Here is a 15,747-nt window from a genome sequence, read left to right on the forward strand (position 1 = left end):
TTTGCATAAAGCGGCTTCTGACCATTGGCAGGTTGCGGAAAGTGGGGTAAGGTGTTGCCACTGTGCTGCACGTGACACCGAGAATATCTAGTTTGATGCACGATCCTGATCGGCCCATCGCTGAATTTTCTGCTCTCTTTGCGCTCAGTCCCGGCCAGGGTTTTTCCTGACCGTTATCAAATTGTCCAAGGAGACAGAAAAATGTCCAATCGTCAACAAGGCGTTGTTAAGTGGTTCAACGATGAGAAAGGCTACGGCTTCATCACCCCTCAGTCGGGCGACGACCTGTTCGTGCACTTCAAAGCCATCCAAGCTGACGGCTTCAAAACCCTGAAAGAAGGCCAGGCTGTTACTTTCGTCGCTACCCGCGGCCAGAAAGGCATGCAGGCTGAAGAAGTTCAGATCGCCTAAGTCGATCGAAGCTTCCTAGCTTTCAAAAAAACCCGCCTTCCGGCGGGTTTTTTTATGCCTGGTCGAAAGATCGAGTCAACCTCTTCGCGGGTAAACCCGCTCCCACAGGGTCCGCGCGGTATTTGAAGGCTGCGCGATACCTGTGGGAGCGGGTTCACCCGCGAAGCAGGCGACTCGGTCTGACAGATCAATCTTCGCTGATGGTGATGCTCGGCATCGCCGGCGCCGCCGCTTCCTGCAGCACGATGCGCGCCCCTACCTGACGGGCCAGTTCCTGATAGACCATGGCAATCTGGCTTTCCGGTTCGGCGATGGCGGTCGGCTTGCCATTGTCGGCCTGCTGGCGAATCACCATCGACAGCGGCAGCGACGCCAGCAGGTCGACGCCATACTGGCTCGCCAGCTTCTCGCCACCGCCTTCGCCGAACAAGTGTTCGGCATGGCCGCAGTTCGAGCAAATGTGCACGGCCATGTTCTCCACCACGCCCAGCACCGGGATGTTGACTTTGCGGAACATCTCCACGCCCTTCCTGGCATCCAGCAGGGCCAGGTCCTGTGGAGTGGTGACGATTACCGAACCGGCCACCGGCACCTTCTGCGCCAGGGTCAGCTGGATATCACCGGTGCCCGGCGGCATGTCGATCACCAGGTAATCCAGGTCGTCCCAGGCGGTCTGGGTCACCAACTGCAGCAGCGCGCCGGAAACCATCGGGCCACGCCAGACCATCGGGGTGTTGTCGTCGGTAAGGAACGCCATGGACATGACTTCCACGCCATGGGCCTTGATCGGCACGAACCACTTCTGCTCGCGAATCTGCGGGCGGGTGCCTTCGGCGATGCCGAACATCACGCCTTGGCTGGGGCCATAGATATCCGCATCGAGAATACCCACCCGCGCACCCTCGCGGGCCAGCGCCAGGGCCAGGTTGGCCGCCGTGGTCGACTTGCCCACACCACCCTTGCCCGAGGCCACGGCGACGATGTTCTTGACGTTGGCCATGGCCGGCACCTGGGCCTGAGCCTTGTGCGCGGCAACCACGCAGTCGATCGACACCTGGGCACTGCTGACGCCCTCGAGGTTGCCGATGGCGGTCTGCAGCACCTGGGCCCAGCCGTTCTTGAACAGCCCTGCGGCATAACCCAGCTGCAACTGCACGCTGACCTGCCCGCCCTGGATATCGATGGCACGCACGCAGCCGGCGCTGACCGGGTCCTGGTTCAGGTAGGGGTCGGTGTACTGGCGAAGCACGCCTTCGACGGCGGCACGGGTGACGGCACTCATGGAGACTCCCAATGGCAAACTGAATGTAAAACAGGCGCCTATCCTAACCCGTCAATCGTCAGCAGATGCGCATGCGGGGTGAAATATCTTCGCCAGCCCTTTATAGTGGCCGATCAACCTCATTTTTACCCCGTCGCCAGATAAGTAGCCAAGCCACCATGTCCGAGCCACGTCAGATTCTCGTCACCAGCGCCTTGCCCTATGCCAACGGATCGATCCACCTTGGCCATATGCTCGAGTACATCCAGACAGACATGTGGGTCCGCTTCCAGAAGCTGCGCGGCAACCAGTGCATCTACGTCTGCGCCGACGATGCCCACGGCTCGGCCATCATGCTGCGCGCCGAAAAGGAAGGCATCACCCCGGAACAGCTGATCGCCAACGTCCAGGCCGAACACAGCAGCGACTTCGCCGACTTCCTGGTGGACTTCGACAACTTCCATTCGACCCACAGCGAAGAGAACCGCGAGCTGTCGGGCCTGATCTACGCACGCCTGCGTGACGCCGGGCACATCGCCACCCGTTCGGTGACCCAGTACTTCGATCCGGAAAAGGGCATGTTCCTCGCCGACCGCTTCATCAAGGGCACCTGCCCCAAGTGCGCGGCCGAAGACCAGTACGGCGACAACTGCGAAAAATGCGGCGCCACCTATGCGCCTACCGAGCTGAAGAACCCCAAGTCGGCCATCTCTGGTGCCACCCCGGTACTGCGTGATTCCCAGCACTTCTTCTTCAAGTTGCCGGACTTCCAGGCCATGCTGCAGCAGTGGACCCGCAGCGGCACGCTGCAGGACGCGGTGGCCAACAAGCTGGCCGAATGGCTGGACTCGGGCCTGCAGGAATGGGACATTTCCCGCGACGCGCCGTACTTCGGCTTCGAGATCCCGGGCGAGCCAGGCAAGTACTTCTACGTGTGGCTGGATGCACCGATCGGCTACATGGCCAGCTTCAAGAACCTCTGCGCACGCCGCCCGGAGCTGGACTTTGACGCGTTCTGGAACGAAGGCTCCAAGGCCGAGCTGTACCACTTCATCGGCAAGGACATCGTCAACTTCCACGCCCTGTTCTGGCCAGCCATGCTCGAAGGCGCAGGCTTCCGCAAGCCAAGCGCGGTCAACGTCCACGGCTACCTGACCGTGAACGGCGCCAAGATGTCCAAGTCGCGCGGTACCTTCATCAAGGCCCGCACCTACCTCGACCACCTGCAGCCGGAATACCTGCGTTACTACTACGCGGCCAAGCTGGGTCGTGGCGTCGATGACCTGGACCTGAACCTTGAAGACTTCGTGCAGAAGGTGAACTCCGACCTGGTCGGCAAGGTGGTCAACATCGCCAGCCGCTGCGCCGGCTTCATCCACAAGGGCAACGAAGGCGTGATGGTGGCTGGCGATGCCGCACCGGAGCTGACCGAAGCCTTCCTGGCGGCAGCCCCGTCGATCGCCGACGCCTATGAAGGCCGCGACTTCGGCCGTGCCATGCGCGAAATCATGGCGCTGGCTGACCGCGCCAACGCTTGGATCGCCGACAAGGCCCCGTGGTCGCTGGCCAAACAGGAAGGCAAGCAGGATGAAGTGCAAGCCATCTGCGCCCAGGGCATCAACCTGTTCCGCCAGCTGGTGATCTTCCTCAAGCCGGTGCTGCCGGTGCTGGCCGCCGACGCCGAGGCTTTCCTCAACGTGGCACCGCTGACCTGGAACGACCACCTGTCGCGCCTGGAAAACCACCAGCTGAACCCGTTCAAGGCACTGATGAGCCGCATCGAACCGGCCAAGGTCGAAGCCATGGTCGCCGCCAGCAAGGAAGACCTGCTGGCCGCCGAAGCCAAGGCCCCGGCCGGCAACGGCGAGCTGGCCAAGGACCCGCTGTCAGCGGAAATCGAGTTCGACACCTTCGCTGCCGTCGACCTGCGCGTGGCGCTGATCGTCAAGGCCGAGGCCGTAGCGGGTGCCGACAAGCTGCTGCAACTGACCCTGGACATCGGTGACGAGCGCCGCAACGTGTTCTCCGGCATCAAGTCGGCCTACCCCGACCCGTCCCAGCTGGAAGGCCGCCTGACCATGATGGTGGCCAACCTCAAGCCACGGAAGATGCGTTTTGGCGTGTCCGAAGGCATGGTAATGGCGGCCGGGCCTGGCGGTGAAGAGATCTACCTGTTGAGCCCGGACAGCGGTGCCAAGCCGGGCCAGCGCATCAAGTAACTGACCTTGCCGGGGGCTGCTCTGCAGCCCTTTCGCGACACAAGGCCGCTCCTACAGGGGATCGCATTTCCCTATAGGAGCGGCCTTGTGTCGCGAAAGGGCCGCAAAGCGGCCCCAATGCCTCACACCAATCCCGGACAATCGCCCCGATTCCCGGCTATCGTCATCTCATGAGCGATTATCTTCTGGTGCTGATCAGCGCCGCGCTGGTCAATCACCTGTGCCTGCAACAACAGCCAATCCCCAGGCTGCACCTGCATGTGCACGGCCTTGCCTGCGCACTGTGCATTGCCTTGGGCGTGATTGGCGCACAACTTCTGGTGCGCGGGGTGCTTGCCCCGCTGCAGGCCCAGGACCTTGCCCTGTTCCTGTTGTTGCCCTGGCTGGCCATGCTTGCCTGGGGCGTGCCATGGCTGCTGACAAGGTGGCGCCCGACCTGGCCGACAACGCAATTGCCCACGCTGCTTTTGAGCAACGCGGTAGTACTGGGGTTGACCCTGCAACAGGCAAGTGATGACAGCACATGGCTCGCTACCCTGCTGCGAGGCCTGCTGTCCGGCAGCGGCTTCTGGCTGGCGCTAGTGTTGTTCGCCGACCTGCGCCAGCGCAGCGCTCATGCCGACGTCCCCGGGGCAATGCGCGGCCTGCCCATCGAACTGCTCGGTGCCGGGGTGATGGCCATGGCGTTTTCAGGCTTCAATGGGCTGTTCGCCCAATGACTGCCAAGCCCGACCCGCGGCTCCGTACCAGCATGGGCCTGGTGTTGCTGGCTTGTGTACCTGGCCTGCTGGCGCTGTTCTGGCTGCATGGCTGGAGTTTGCTGCTGAACCTGTTGCTTTGCGCCAGTGCCGCGCTGCTGTGCGAGGGGTTGGTACTCACATTGCGAGCACAACCGTGGAACACGGCGCTGAATGATGGCAGCGCGCTGGTCACTGCCGTGCTGCTGGCCGCCGCCCTCCCCCCCCTGACGCCATGGTGGTTGCCGGTGATCGCTACCAGCGTTGCCATCGGCATCGGCAAGCAGGCCTTTGGCGGAGTCGGGCGCAACCTGTTCAACCCGGCCATGGTCGGCTATGCCTTCGTGCTGCTGAGCTTCCCGTTGCAGATGAACCATTGGCCAGGGCCAGCACCTGGCCTGCTCGACAGCCTGCAACAGGTATTCATCGGCAGCGATCAGATCGATGCCTGGGCCCGGCCGACACTGCTCGACGGCCTGCGTCACAACCGCAGCCTGACCATCGACGAGCTGTTCGCCAGCCACCCGGGCTTCGGTAGCATCGGGGGGCGAGGCAGCGAATGGGTCAACCTGGCATTCCTGTTGGGCGGCCTGTTCCTGCTGCAACGCAAGGTGATCAGCTGGCATGCGCCGGCAGGCCTGCTGGCAGGGTTGTTCCTGTTCAGCCTGCTGGGCTGGAATGGCTCGGGTTCGGACTCCAACGGCTCCCCCCTGCTGCACCTGTTCTCCGGCTCGACCATGATGGCGGCGTTCTTCATTGCCACCGAACCGGTGACCGCGCCCCGGCAGGAGTGGGCGAAGCTTGGGTTCGGCCTGGGGGCAGGCCTGCTGATCTACCTGATCCGCACTTGGGGTAGCTACCCGGACGGCACGGCGTTCGCCATCCTGCTGATGAACCTCACGGCGCCGAGCCTGGAACGCCTGGCCTTGCAGCGCCAGCGGGTTGCCCGATGAAGCGCCTGATACGTGATATGGGCGTGCTGCTACTGACTGGGGCACTGGCGCTGTCGGCCACCCTCGCTTGGCGGCACTGGACCAGCGCGGCCGTCGCCGACGCAGAGAAACAACTCAACAGCAGGCAGCGGCTGGCGGTACTGCCAGAGGGCAGTTACGACAACCAACCCCTGGACAGCCCCCTGCCCAGGCCCGCCGCACAGCGGCCAAACAGCCGGATCCTGGCCGCTTATCGGGCGACACTGGCGGGCAAACCGGTCGCCATCATCCTGGTCACCCAGGCACAAGGCTATGCTGGGCCGATCATGCTGAGCGTGGCCATCGCCGCGGACGGCCGGTTGATCGGCAGCCAGGTGGTAGAGCAACAGGAAAGCCCCGGGCTGGGTGCACGCCTGGGTGATCCGCAACTGAACTGGCTGAGGCAATTTGCCAACCGCCAGCTGGGCGATCGCTGGGCGCTGAAGCGCGACCAGGGCGACTTTGACCAGTTGGCCGGCGCAACCGTGACCTCACGGGCAGTGATCGGCGCGCTGCAGGAAGCGCTGAGTTACTTCGATGAACAGCGCAGCGTATTGCTCGAGGGCGCCACGCATGACTAGGTTCTACCTGCTCGGCGCAAGCCTGGTGCCGCTACTGGGTGCCACCCGAACATTGAGCGAAGGCGCCACCATAGGCGTGTGTGCGGTGCTGATGAGCAGCCTTCACCAGCTGTTGCTGGCACCCCTGCGCCAGCGGCTCGCTACATGGACCTATGTACTGGCCAGCCTGCTGGTATTGGCGGCCCTGGCCAGTTGCCTGCAACTGGCACTGCGTGCCTGGCTGCTGCCACTGGCACTCGCCCTCGGCCACTACCCCGCACTGCTGTGCCTGCAATGCCTGGCCATTGACCACCTGTTGCCCGGTCAAGGCCGCTGGCGCGTGCTCGCTGGCCACCATTGCGCGCTGCTCGCCACATGCCTGCTGCTCGGCGCCAGCCGCCAATGGCTGGCCGATGGTACCGGCCTGCACCTGGCTACCCTGGCCCCGGGTGGTTTGCTACTGCTTGGATTGTTGCTGGCCTTGTACAATCGCCTGCGTCCGGGTCCCGCCCAATCACACCGTCAAGGAAAGCTCTGATTTCATGAATGCCGCCAAACGCCTGGAGATCTTTCGCAGGCTGCACGAAGACAACCCCGACCCGAAGACCGAACTGGCCTACACCACCCCGTTCGAACTTCTGGTCGCCGTGACGCTGTCCGCGCAGTCCACCGATGTCGGCGTCAACAAGGCCACTGCACGCCTGTTCCCGGTCGCCAACACCCCCGAGACCATCTATGCGCTGGGCGTCGAAGGCCTGAGTGAGTACATCAAGACCATTGGCTTGTACAACAGCAAGGCCAAGAACGTCATCGAAGCCTGCCGGCTGCTGATCGAACGCCATGACAGCCAGGTACCACAAACCCGCGAAGCCCTGGAGGCGCTACCCGGCGTGGGTCGCAAGACCGCCAACGTAGTGCTCAACACAGCGTTCCGCCAGCCGACCATGGCCGTGGATACCCATATCTTCCGGGTCAGTAACCGCACAGGCATCGCGCCAGGCAAGACAGTGCTGGAGGTGGAGAAGAAGCTGATCAAGTTCGTACCAAAGGATTATCTGCTCGACGCTCACCACTGGCTGATCCTGCACGGGCGCTATGTATGCCAGGCGCGCAAGCCACGCTGTGGCAGCTGTCGGATCGAAGATTTGTGCGAGTACAAGCACAAGACCTCTGACGATTGAGCCGATAGCTGAAAACCACTTGCGGCGATTGAAAAAATCTTTTTTACCAGCGTCTGCTTTCTGGTTATAAGGACGGCCAATGGCCCCTTGGCTTGGAGCGACTCATGAGTAGCGATAAAGACGACCTGCCGATCGAAGATGATTTTGTTGCCGTGGATGACGAAGCGGAACCCCAGCTGGAAACCGCAAAGACCAACCTGAGCAAACGCCGCACCATCGACAATATGCTTGAAGAAAGGCGCCTGCAGAAGCAGCTGGCCGACTTCGACTACGATCTGTAACCCGGGCAAAGCCTCCTGGCTGGAGGCTTCACGGCCTTGGCGGTCAGTTCAACCCTTGCCGTTGCGCCAGCTCGATCAGGTCGACCAGCGACCGCGCATTGAGCTTGAGCAACAGGCGTGACTTGTAGGTACTGACCGTCTTGTTGCTGAGGAACATGCTGTCGGCAATCTCCTTGTTGGAACGCCCTCGCGCCAGCTGTTGCAGCACTGTCATCTCGCGCGCCGAAAGGCGGTTGACCATATCCGTCTCGCTTCCGCCCCTTCCTCGTGACACATGCAGGGCCTGGTTGGGGAAATAGCTGTACCCCGACAAAACGGCCTTGATGGCGCTCAGCAGTTCTGTGAGTTCCTGCTGCTTGCACACATACCCTGCCGCCCCCGCCTGCATGCAGCGCATCGAAAAGTTGCCGGGGGCCTGTGATGTCAGCACCAGCACCTTGCTGCCCGGGCTGAAGGCCGTCATGCGGCCGATCACCTCCAGGCCATCCAGCTTGGGGATACCGATATCGAGCACCACGATATCCGGCAGGTGTTGCCGTGTCAGTTGCAACGCAGCCACTCCGTTGTCCGTTTCCGCCACGACGTCATACCCATGCCGCTCCATCAGCATGCGTACGGCCAGGCGTATGACCGGATGATCATCCACGATAAGCACTTTATTCATGCGATATCCATTCATTGCTTTTGCTTTGGCACGCCAAGATAACCTACAGAGCGCTTGCTGGCGCGGCGATTTAGCGGCGAAACAAATGAACAGATGGAACCTACAACACTTACAGAAATTTCCTACACTCAATTGATGTACTTGTAACAATCAAATTCCTTGTTACCAAATGAACAGTATCACCGACCTGAAAGTGCACTCACTTGAAAACCGGCCAATACCTGATGAAATAACCACTCAAATACGCTGAATAGACATTTCGTCTGCAATTCGAGCGATTACTCTCACCCGGGAAACAATCCAGTCTTTAGTTGAGCATCGTCAAAAGGTAAAGATGTGCAAAATCGCTGGAGACGACCCATATGCACCAAGTACAACCTGTCGCCCCGCTGACGATCATTGCCATCTTCGCAGGGATTATCGAAGCCTCGGCCCTTGCCACATTGCCGTTTCTCAGCGAGTCCAGCCAAAAGCTCTACACCTGGTTCCTGGTAGGCTTCCCATTCTTCCTGACGGCACTGTTCTTCCTCACGCTCAACTTCAATTACAAGTCGTTCTACGACCCGTCGCCAAACACAAAGGCAAACGGCAAGGCGTCGACACAGAGCGATGTCGCCAAACATGCGATGCCCGGTGATACCAGCGAAGCGCTGCAGGGCGAGCCTGTCACATTCATGTTTTCCGGCCCTGATGCCTGTCGCTTGATGGAACAGCAACTACTATCCGCCCTTGCCCAACCGCCTCAACCAACGCGCACCTGGCGCTTTTGCAACCTGGACAGACGCCAGTGCGCGCAACTATCGATCAGCGCGCTTGATGGACAGGTGGCGAACGACGGCCATTGAATGCCCCAGGCTTTCCACAGGGCAAAAAAAACCCCGGCCTGCGCCGGGGTTCTTGCTGCACATGCCAGCGATCAGAGCAGCGAGCGGCCCTTGTTGGCAGCAATGCGCATACGCAGGGCGTTGAGCTTGATGAAGCCCGCAGCGTCCGCCTGGTTGTAGGCGCCGCCATCTTCTTCGAAGGTAGCGATGGTGGCGTCGAACAGCGAGTCGTCCGACTTGCGGCCGACAACGGTGACGTTACCCTTGTACAGCTTCAGGCGTACCACGCCGTTCACGTTGACCTGCGACGCGTCGATCATCTGCTGCAGCATCAGACGCTCCGGGCTCCACCAGTAGCCGGTGTAGATCAGGCTGGCGTACTTCGGCATCAGCTCATCCTTCAGGTGAGCGACTTCGCGGTCCAGGGTGATCGACTCGATGGCACGGTGGGCCTTGAGCATGATGGTGCCACCTGGGGTCTCGTAGCACCCACGCGACTTCATGCCGACGTAACGGTTCTCGACGATGTCCAGACGGCCGATGCCATTGGCACCACCGATACGGTTCAGGTCGGCCAGGACGGTGGCCGGGGTCTTCTCGACGCCGTCGATGGCTACGATGTCACCGTTGCGGTAGGTCAGCTCGATGTAGGTAGCCTGGTCCGGGGCGTTCTCGGGCGAGACGCTCCAGCGCCACATGTCTTCTTCGTGCTCGGTCCAGGTATCTTCCAGAACACCGCCTTCGTAGGAGATGTGCAGCAGGTTGGCGTCCATCGAGTACGGCGACTTCTTCTTGCCGTGGCGCTCGATCGGGATGCCGTGCTTCTCGGCGTAGTCCATCAGCTTCTCGCGGGACAGCAGGTCCCACTCACGCCATGGGGCGATGACCTTGACGCCTGGCTTCAGGGCGTACGCACCCAGTTCGAAACGCACCTGGTCGTTGCCTTTGCCGGTGGCGCCGTGGGAAATGGCGTCGGCGCCGGTTTCGTTGGCGATTTCGATCAGGCGCTTGGCGATCAGCGGACGGGCGATGGAAGTACCCAGCAGGTACTCGCCCTCGTAGACGGTGTTGGCGCGGAACATCGGGAACACAAAATCACGCACGAATTCTTCGCGCAGGTCGTCGATGTAAATCTCTTTAACGCCCATTGCCTGGGCCTTGGCACGAGCCGGCTCGACCTCTTCGCCCTGCCCCAGGTCAGCGGTGAAGGTCACCACTTCGCAGTTGTAGGTATCCTGCAGCCACTTGAGAATCACCGAAGTATCAAGGCCGCCGGAATACGCCAGTACGACCTTTTTTACGTCCGCCATGCCATCACTCCACGGGGTTGTACGGAAAGGGATCGATTCTAACGACGTTACGGATAAATTTACAGTGGGGCGACAGCTTCTGACGACAAAGCGACAGGAACTTTCGGAAGGGCGACTTACCGTCGGAAAGTATGAAGTGCCGTGTAGGAGCGGCCTTGTGTCGCGATGGGCTGCGCAGCAGCCCCGGCAATTTTCGCTGCTTGGCTGAGATCCGGGGGCTGCTGCGCAGCCCATCGCGACACAAGGCCGCTCCTACAGAAAGCCCTGCAGACTTCATGACTTGGCAGGCGTTGGCTCAGGAGCCTTTTCGACAGGTTTTTCACCCGGCTTCTCGATCACCGTCACCCGATCCAGTTCGATATTCACCCGCCGGTTACGCGCCCGGTTGGCTGCACTGTTGTTCTTGGCCAACGGGTAACGTTCGCCATGGAAACGCACGGTAATCTGCTCCTCCGGAACGCCATGGGCCTTGAGGTAGTCGGCCACCGCCAGTGCCCGGCGGCGCGACATGTCGCGATTGGTCAGGCGGTTGCCACTGTTGTCGGAGTGGCCGTTGAGCTCGACATGGTTCACCGTCGGGTCAGCCTTCATGTAGTCGAGAATCACATCCAGCCGCGCCTTGGCCGAGGCATCCAGCTCGAAGCCTCCCCCCGGGAAGCCCACCTGGGTCTGACGCACCTGATCGTAGTTCATCGGCAGCAGCTTGCCGGCACAGGCCTGATAGTCGTTGTAGGCCTTGGCAAAGCTGACCGGCAGTACCCGCACTTCCATCGGCCTGCCCGCCTCGCCGGCGTAATTGCGTATCACCGTGCTGCGCCCATCGAGCAAGCCATTGATCAGGCGACTGGCCTGGCCCTGGGAGGAACTGAACAACAGCCCGGTGCGGGCCATGCGCACGCTGCCCAGGTTGATGTCGCTGCGCCCGGGTTGCCACGGTGCAGCAGCTGCCAGCAATGTGGCCGTGCCCGCACCCAGTACGTTGCTGTCCGAGCGCAGCTGGAACACCGGCTGCTCGCCCGCGCGGCGCACGAACTCGCCACTGCCGAAACCGTCGATAGGCTGGATCAGCCGGCATTCGAACTGGTCACCCTCGACCTTCCAGGCAATGTTCTCCATGCGCGTCTGGAAGGTCAGTGCACCGGCCGGCAGGCTGGCGAACAGGGTCAACAGGGCTAGGTAACGCTGGCGCACGGGCGGCTCCACAAATTCTGACGGCTTACCTGCAGGCTATCGGACGCCTGGCTGAAAACTTGATAGCCGTGCTCCACCCAGGGTTTTCCGGTAGCATTGGCGCTTGAGTTCGACCCGCCTGGAATCCCCAATGTCCGATCGCCTGACCCTCCTGCGTCCCGACGACTGGCACATCCATCTGCGCGATGGTGCCGTCCTGCCCCACACCGTTGGCGACGTGGCGCGTACTTTCGCCCGTGCCATCATCATGCCCAACCTGGTTCCGCCGGTACGCAATGCCTCCGAGGCCGGCGCCTACCGTGAGCGCATCCTGGCCGCCCGCCCGGCTGGCAGCCGCTTCGAGCCGCTGATGGTGCTGTACCTCACCGACCGCACCAGCCCCGAGGACATCCGCGCGGCCAAGGCCAGCGGTTTCGTGTACGCCGCCAAGCTGTACCCGGCCGGCGCCACCACCAATTCCGACTCGGGCGTGACCAGCATCGACAACATCTTCCCGGCCATCGAAGCGTTGGCGGAAGTTGGCATGCCGCTACTGGTGCATGGCGAAGTGACCCGCAGCGAGATCGACGTGTTCGACCGCGAGAAGCGCTTCATCGACGAGCACATGCGCCGTGTGGTCGAGCGCTTCCCGACGCTGAAGGTGGTGTTCGAGCACATCACCACCAGCGATGCCGCGCAGTTCGTCACCGAGGCCCCGGCCAACGTCGGCGCGACCATCACCGCGCAGCACCTGCTGTACAACCGCAACCACATGCTGGTTGGCGGCATTCGCCCGCACTTCTATTGCCTGCCGATCCTCAAGCGCAACACCCATCAGGTGGCGCTGCTTGACGCAGCCACCAGCGGCAACCCGAAGTTCTTCCTGGGTACCGACTCTGCCCCGCACGCCCGTCACGCCAAGGAAGCCGCCTGCGGTTGCGCCGGTTGCTACACCGCCTACGCAGCCATCGAGATGTACGCCGAAGCATTCGAGCAGCGTAACGCGCTGGACAAACTGGAAGGCTTCGCCAGCCTGCACGGTCCGGCGTTCTACGGCCTGCCGGCCAACACCGACACCATTACCCTGGTTCGCGAAGAATGGACCGCCCCGGACAGCCTGCCTTTTGGCGAGCAGACCGTGGTCCCGCTGCGCGCCGGCGAAAAACTGCGCTGGCGCCTGCTGGAGGAAAACGCGTGAGCGAAGACCTCTACGAAGACGACCTGGACACCCAAGGCAGCAGCGGCTCGCGCCACCCGATGGCCGAGCGCTTCCGCGGCTATCTGCCGGTAGTGGTGGATGTTGAAACCGGCGGCTTCAACAGCGCTACCGATGCCCTGCTGGAAATTGCCGCAGTCACCATCGGCATGGACGAAAAGGGCTTCCTGTTCCCCGAGCACACCTACTTCCACCGGGTGGAGCCATTCGAGGGCGCCAACATCGAGGCGGCTGCGCTGGAGTTCACCGGGATCAAACTGGACCACCCGCTGCGCATGGCGGTCAGCGAGGAAAGCGCGCTGACCGACATCTTCCGTGGCGTACGCAAGGCGCTCAAGGCCAATGGCTGCAAGCGGGCAATCCTGGTCGGCCACAACAGCAGCTTCGACCTGGGCTTCCTCAATGCGGCGGTGACACGCAATGACCTGAAGCGCAACCCGTTCCACCCGTTCTCCAGCTTCGACACCGCTACGCTGGCCGGCCTGGCTTATGGCCAGACCGTACTGGCGCGGGCCTGCCAGAGCGCCGACATCGACTTCGACGGACGTGAGGCGCACTCGGCGCGTTATGACACCGAGAAGACGGCCGAGCTGTTCTGCGGCATCGTCAACCGCTGGAAAGAGATGGGCGGCTGGCGCGACTTCAACGACTGAGTTGGGATCGCATTCGCGGGTAAACCCGCTCCCACAAGGATCCACATTGGCTCAGACCTGTGGCTCTCCTGTGGGAGCGGGTTTACCCGCGAAGAGGCCGGCACAGGAAGGCACAAAAAAACCGGCCACCAGGGCCGGTTTTTTCATGCTCGCGGCAATTACAGCTTGCCAGCGTTCTCGCTCAGGTAGGCAGCAACGCCTTCCGGCGAAGCGTTCATGCCTTTGTCGCCTTTTTTCCAGTTGGCAGGGCAGACTTCGCCGTGCTCTTCGTGGAACTGCAGGGCGTCGACCAAGCGCAGCAGCTCGTCCATGTTGCGGCCCAGAGGCAGGTCGTTGACGATCTGCGAACGGACAACACCGTTGGTGTCGATCAGGAAGGCGCCACGGAAGGCCACGCCGCCTTCGGACTCGACGTCGTAGGCCTTGCAGATTTCGTGGGTCATGTCGGCAGCCAGGGTGTATTTGACCTGGCCGATACCGCCGTTGTTGACCGGGGTGTTACGCCAGGCGTTGTGGGTGAAGTGCGAGTCGATCGACACGCCGATCACTTCCACGTTGCGTGCCTGGAAGTCAGGGATGCGGTTGTCCAGGGCGATCAGCTCGGACGGGCAGACGAAGGTGAAGTCCAGCGGGTAGAAGAACACCAGGCCGTACTTGCCCTTGATGGCCGAAGCCAGGTTGAAGCTGTCGACGATCTCGCCATTGCCCAGCACGGCCGGCACGGTGAAATCGGGGGCTTTCTTACCAACGAGTACGCTCATTGTAATCTCCTGATGAGGGTGAAAAACCGTTTGCCGGGCCAGACGGGCTTGCCCGACATCCAACAAAGGCTGACCATCATACACGGCTTCTGGTGACAGGCCGACTCCAACGACGAAGCAACCGCCGGTCGCTCAAGCACGGCCATTTCAGAAACCACTTTGACAAGCATTCTCATTAACATTAAGCTCCACTCCATCGAGCCCACCAACGATGGTCAGCCTTTATGTATGTGTGTCTTTGTGTCGGCGTTACCGACGGACAGATCCGCGATGCGATCTATGAAGGATGCTGCAGCTACAAGGAAGTGCGAGCCGCGACCAACGTCGCCAGCCAGTGTGGCAAATGTGCCTGCGTGGCCAAGCAGGTGGTCCGCGAAACGTTGACCGAGCTTCAGGTCAGCCAGGCAGCCCTGCCCTACCCCGTGGAATTTACCGCGGCCTGAAAACCCAGAATTCGAAGAACCGGACCTTGCGTCCGGTTTTTTTATGTCTGCAATTCAATAAGTTAGCGCTTCAACGCGGTTCACAAACATTCTTATTTCCATTAATTTTCATTTATTATTCAAGAACTTAGGTTTGACACACCCAAGTATCGGGCTCAAACTTCCCTGTATTGGCACATCTCTACAGGGCAGGAACCCGACATGAAAGGCGACGTAAGCGTCATCCAGCATCTCAACAAGATCCTCGGAAACGAGCTGGTCGCGATCAACCAGTACTTCCTGCACGCACGCATGTACGAAGATTGGGGCCTGAACAAACTCGGCAAGCACGAGTACAAGGAATCCATCGACGAGATGAAGCACGCTGACAAACTGATCAAGCGTATTCTCTTCCTCGAAGGCATCCCCAACGTCCAGGACCTGGGCAAGCTGCTGATTGGCGAGCACACCAAGGAAATGCTCGAGTGCGACCTGAAGATCGAACAGAAAGGCCTGGTCGACCTCAAAGCAGCCATCGCCCATTGCGAAACCGCTGGCGACTTCGGCTCGCGTGACATGCTCGAAGACATCCTCGAATCCGAGGAAGAACACATCGACTGGCTGGAAACCCAGCTGGGGCTGATCGACAAGATCGGTATCGAGAACTACCTGCAGTCGCAGATGGGCGAAGAATAGAATTTCGCCCCATAAAAAAACCCGCCATGTGCGGGTTTTTTTATGTCTGCCGGAAATCAGGCCTCGGAAGCCTTGGCCTTGGCAGCCGCTTCCTTGATCAGGGTCTGCAGCTCACCCTTCTCGAACATTTCCAGCATGATGTCGCTGCCGCCGACCAGTTCACCAGCTACCCACAGCTGCGGGAAGGTCGGCCAGTTGGCGTATTTTGGCAAATTCGCACGGATTTCCGGGTTCTGCAGGATGTCGACGTAGGCGAACTTCTCGCCACAACCCATCACGGCCTGCGATGCACGCGCAGAGAAGCCACACTGCGGGGCATTCGGCGAGCCTTTCATGTAAAGCAGAATGGTGTTGTTGGCAATCTGCTCTTTGATCGTTTCGATGATATCCATGTAGCACCTCGGCTGAAC

19 protein-coding genes are annotated in these 15,747 nt (G+C 61.0%); 13 read left to right on the forward strand and 6 right to left on the reverse strand.

Annotated elements, in window-relative coordinates; all coding sequences use genetic code 11:
- Positions 1-201: 201 nt before the first annotated feature.
- Positions 202-411 (forward strand): cold-shock protein, encoded by a 210-nt coding sequence (locus R9B85_RS06885; RefSeq protein WP_056802159.1) that lies wholly within the window; start codon positions 202-204, stop codon positions 409-411.
- A gap of 187 nt (positions 412-598) precedes the next feature.
- Here R9B85_RS06885 and apbC read toward each other — a convergent pair whose 3' ends face one another.
- Positions 599-1,693 carry an iron-sulfur cluster carrier protein ApbC gene (gene apbC / locus R9B85_RS06890; RefSeq protein ID WP_112250617.1) on the reverse strand — a complete coding sequence of 365 codons (1,095 nt, stop codon included), beginning with the start codon at positions 1,691-1,693 and terminating at the stop codon, positions 599-601.
- Positions 1,694-1,851: 158 nt separating this feature from the next.
- Between apbC and metG the strand changes: the two genes are divergently transcribed.
- The 7 genes from metG (at position 1,852) to R9B85_RS06925 (ending at position 7,621) form a co-directional block, all read left to right on the forward strand.
- A complete protein-coding gene (metG, locus tag R9B85_RS06895; protein WP_112250615.1) occupies positions 1,852-3,891 on the forward strand; it encodes a methionine--tRNA ligase in 2,040 nt (679 codons plus the stop codon).
- Positions 3,892-4,061: 170 nt separating this feature from the next.
- Positions 4,062-4,610 carry an Rnf-Nqr domain containing protein gene (locus R9B85_RS06900; protein ID WP_112250613.1) on the forward strand — a complete coding sequence of 183 codons (549 nt, stop codon included), beginning with the start codon at positions 4,062-4,064 and terminating at the stop codon, positions 4,608-4,610.
- Entirely contained in the window at positions 4,607-5,581 is a 975-nt protein-coding gene (locus tag R9B85_RS06905) for an RnfABCDGE type electron transport complex subunit D (RefSeq protein WP_112250611.1), read from the forward strand. Before R9B85_RS06900 ends, R9B85_RS06905 begins: the two co-directional genes overlap by 4 nt.
- Entirely contained in the window at positions 5,578-6,180 is a 603-nt protein-coding gene (locus R9B85_RS06910) for an RnfABCDGE type electron transport complex subunit G (protein WP_112250609.1), read from the forward strand. The genes R9B85_RS06905 and R9B85_RS06910 overlap by 4 nt, the downstream gene beginning before the upstream one ends.
- Positions 6,173-6,697 carry an Rnf-Nqr domain containing protein gene (locus R9B85_RS06915; RefSeq protein WP_112250607.1) on the forward strand — a complete coding sequence of 175 codons (525 nt, stop codon included), beginning with the start codon at positions 6,173-6,175 and terminating at the stop codon, positions 6,695-6,697. Before R9B85_RS06910 ends, R9B85_RS06915 begins: the two co-directional genes overlap by 8 nt.
- Before the next feature lie 4 nt (positions 6,698-6,701).
- Positions 6,702-7,340: an endonuclease III gene (gene nth, locus R9B85_RS06920; protein WP_112250605.1), complete on the forward strand. Its 639-nt coding sequence runs from the start codon at positions 6,702-6,704 to the stop codon at positions 7,338-7,340.
- A 104-nt stretch (positions 7,341-7,444) separates the two neighbouring features.
- On the forward strand, positions 7,445-7,621 hold the full coding sequence (locus tag R9B85_RS06925; RefSeq protein ID WP_207877365.1) for a PA3496 family putative envelope integrity protein: 177 nt from the start codon (positions 7,445-7,447) through the stop codon (positions 7,619-7,621).
- A 43-nt stretch (positions 7,622-7,664) separates the two neighbouring features.
- Here the strand turns inward: R9B85_RS06925 and R9B85_RS06930 are convergent, their stop codons facing one another.
- On the reverse strand, positions 7,665-8,285 hold the full coding sequence (locus R9B85_RS06930) for a response regulator transcription factor (protein ID WP_112250603.1): 621 nt from the start codon (positions 8,283-8,285) through the stop codon (positions 7,665-7,667).
- Positions 8,286-8,647: 362 nt separating this feature from the next.
- On the opposite strand from R9B85_RS06930, the gene R9B85_RS06935 reads away from it, so the two are divergent.
- Positions 8,648-9,130 carry a hypothetical protein gene (locus R9B85_RS06935; protein ID WP_112250601.1) on the forward strand — a complete coding sequence of 161 codons (483 nt, stop codon included), beginning with the start codon at positions 8,648-8,650 and terminating at the stop codon, positions 9,128-9,130.
- Positions 9,131-9,201: 71 nt separating this feature from the next.
- On the opposite strand, the gene R9B85_RS06940 is transcribed toward R9B85_RS06935, so the two are convergent.
- Positions 9,202-10,419, reverse strand: a complete 1,218-nt coding sequence (locus R9B85_RS06940; protein ID WP_112250600.1) for an argininosuccinate synthase — start codon at positions 10,417-10,419, stop codon at positions 9,202-9,204.
- A gap of 273 nt (positions 10,420-10,692) precedes the next feature.
- Complete coding sequence (locus R9B85_RS06945) at positions 10,693-11,610, reverse strand: flagellar protein MotY (protein ID WP_112250599.1); 918 nt, start codon at positions 11,608-11,610, stop codon at positions 10,693-10,695.
- Between the two features lie 130 nt (positions 11,611-11,740).
- Here R9B85_RS06945 and pyrC point away from each other — a divergent pair, with 130 nt between their 5' ends.
- Both pyrC and rnt read left to right on the forward strand, forming a co-directional pair.
- Entirely contained in the window at positions 11,741-12,787 is a 1,047-nt protein-coding gene (gene pyrC, locus R9B85_RS06950; protein WP_112250598.1) for a dihydroorotase, read from the forward strand.
- 59 nt (positions 12,788-12,846) lie between these two features.
- Positions 12,847-13,458, forward strand: coding sequence for a ribonuclease T (gene rnt, locus R9B85_RS06955; protein ID WP_230388460.1), 612 nt, complete (start codon positions 12,847-12,849; stop codon positions 13,456-13,458).
- 158 nt (positions 13,459-13,616) lie between these two features.
- Here rnt and R9B85_RS06960 read toward each other — a convergent pair whose 3' ends face one another.
- Positions 13,617-14,219, reverse strand: a complete 603-nt coding sequence (locus R9B85_RS06960) for a peroxiredoxin (protein ID WP_003254945.1) — start codon at positions 14,217-14,219, stop codon at positions 13,617-13,619.
- A gap of 224 nt (positions 14,220-14,443) precedes the next feature.
- On the opposite strand from R9B85_RS06960, the gene R9B85_RS06965 reads away from it, so the two are divergent.
- Both R9B85_RS06965 and bfr read left to right on the forward strand, forming a co-directional pair.
- Entirely contained in the window at positions 14,444-14,662 is a 219-nt protein-coding gene (locus R9B85_RS06965) for a bacterioferritin-associated ferredoxin (protein ID WP_003254947.1), read from the forward strand.
- A gap of 201 nt (positions 14,663-14,863) precedes the next feature.
- Complete coding sequence (bfr, locus tag R9B85_RS06970) at positions 14,864-15,337, forward strand: bacterioferritin (RefSeq protein WP_003258014.1); 474 nt, start codon at positions 14,864-14,866, stop codon at positions 15,335-15,337.
- 56 nt (positions 15,338-15,393) lie between these two features.
- On the opposite strand, the gene grxD is transcribed toward bfr, so the two are convergent.
- The gene (gene grxD, locus R9B85_RS06975; RefSeq protein WP_003254949.1) at positions 15,394-15,729 is read right to left on the reverse strand and encodes a Grx4 family monothiol glutaredoxin; all 336 of its coding nucleotides are present in this window, start codon (positions 15,727-15,729) and stop codon (positions 15,394-15,396) included.
- Positions 15,730-15,747 lie beyond the last annotated feature (18 nt).

Origin of the sequence: Pseudomonas sp. NLJ1, from assembly GCF_049486705.1 — a bacterium.
GTDB classification, from domain to species: domain Bacteria; phylum Pseudomonadota; class Gammaproteobacteria; order Pseudomonadales; family Pseudomonadaceae; genus Aquipseudomonas; species Aquipseudomonas inefficax.

Coding starts and splice junctions, on each gene's coding strand:
- metG (WP_112250615.1), top strand. CDS start 1,852: ATGTCCGAGCCACGTCAGATTCTCGTCACCAGCGCCTTGCCCTATGCC.
- R9B85_RS06940 (WP_112250600.1), bottom strand. CDS start 10,419: ATGGCGGACGTAAAAAAGGTCGTACTGGCGTATTCCGGCGGCCTTGAT.
- R9B85_RS06925 (WP_207877365.1), top strand. CDS start 7,445: ATGAGTAGCGATAAAGACGACCTGCCGATCGAAGATGATTTTGTTGCC.
- R9B85_RS06915 (WP_112250607.1), top strand. CDS start 6,173: ATGACTAGGTTCTACCTGCTCGGCGCAAGCCTGGTGCCGCTACTGGGT.
- R9B85_RS06905 (WP_112250611.1), top strand. CDS start 4,607: ATGACTGCCAAGCCCGACCCGCGGCTCCGTACCAGCATGGGCCTGGTG.
- grxD (WP_003254949.1), bottom strand. CDS start 15,729: ATGGATATCATCGAAACGATCAAAGAGCAGATTGCCAACAACACCATT.
- pyrC (WP_112250598.1), top strand. CDS start 11,741: ATGTCCGATCGCCTGACCCTCCTGCGTCCCGACGACTGGCACATCCAT.
- bfr (WP_003258014.1), top strand. CDS start 14,864: ATGAAAGGCGACGTAAGCGTCATCCAGCATCTCAACAAGATCCTCGGA.
- R9B85_RS06960 (WP_003254945.1), bottom strand. CDS start 14,219: ATGAGCGTACTCGTTGGTAAGAAAGCCCCCGATTTCACCGTGCCGGCC.
- R9B85_RS06910 (WP_112250609.1), top strand. CDS start 5,578: ATGAAGCGCCTGATACGTGATATGGGCGTGCTGCTACTGACTGGGGCA.
- R9B85_RS06965 (WP_003254947.1), top strand. CDS start 14,444: ATGTATGTGTGTCTTTGTGTCGGCGTTACCGACGGACAGATCCGCGAT.
- nth (WP_112250605.1), top strand. CDS start 6,702: ATGAATGCCGCCAAACGCCTGGAGATCTTTCGCAGGCTGCACGAAGAC.
- R9B85_RS06930 (WP_112250603.1), bottom strand. CDS start 8,285: ATGAATAAAGTGCTTATCGTGGATGATCATCCGGTCATACGCCTGGCC.
- R9B85_RS06935 (WP_112250601.1), top strand. CDS start 8,648: ATGCACCAAGTACAACCTGTCGCCCCGCTGACGATCATTGCCATCTTC.
- apbC (WP_112250617.1), bottom strand. CDS start 1,693: ATGAGTGCCGTCACCCGTGCCGCCGTCGAAGGCGTGCTTCGCCAGTAC.
- R9B85_RS06900 (WP_112250613.1), top strand. CDS start 4,062: ATGAGCGATTATCTTCTGGTGCTGATCAGCGCCGCGCTGGTCAATCAC.
- rnt (WP_230388460.1), top strand. CDS start 12,847: ATGGCCGAGCGCTTCCGCGGCTATCTGCCGGTAGTGGTGGATGTTGAA.
- R9B85_RS06885 (WP_056802159.1), top strand. CDS start 202: ATGTCCAATCGTCAACAAGGCGTTGTTAAGTGGTTCAACGATGAGAAA.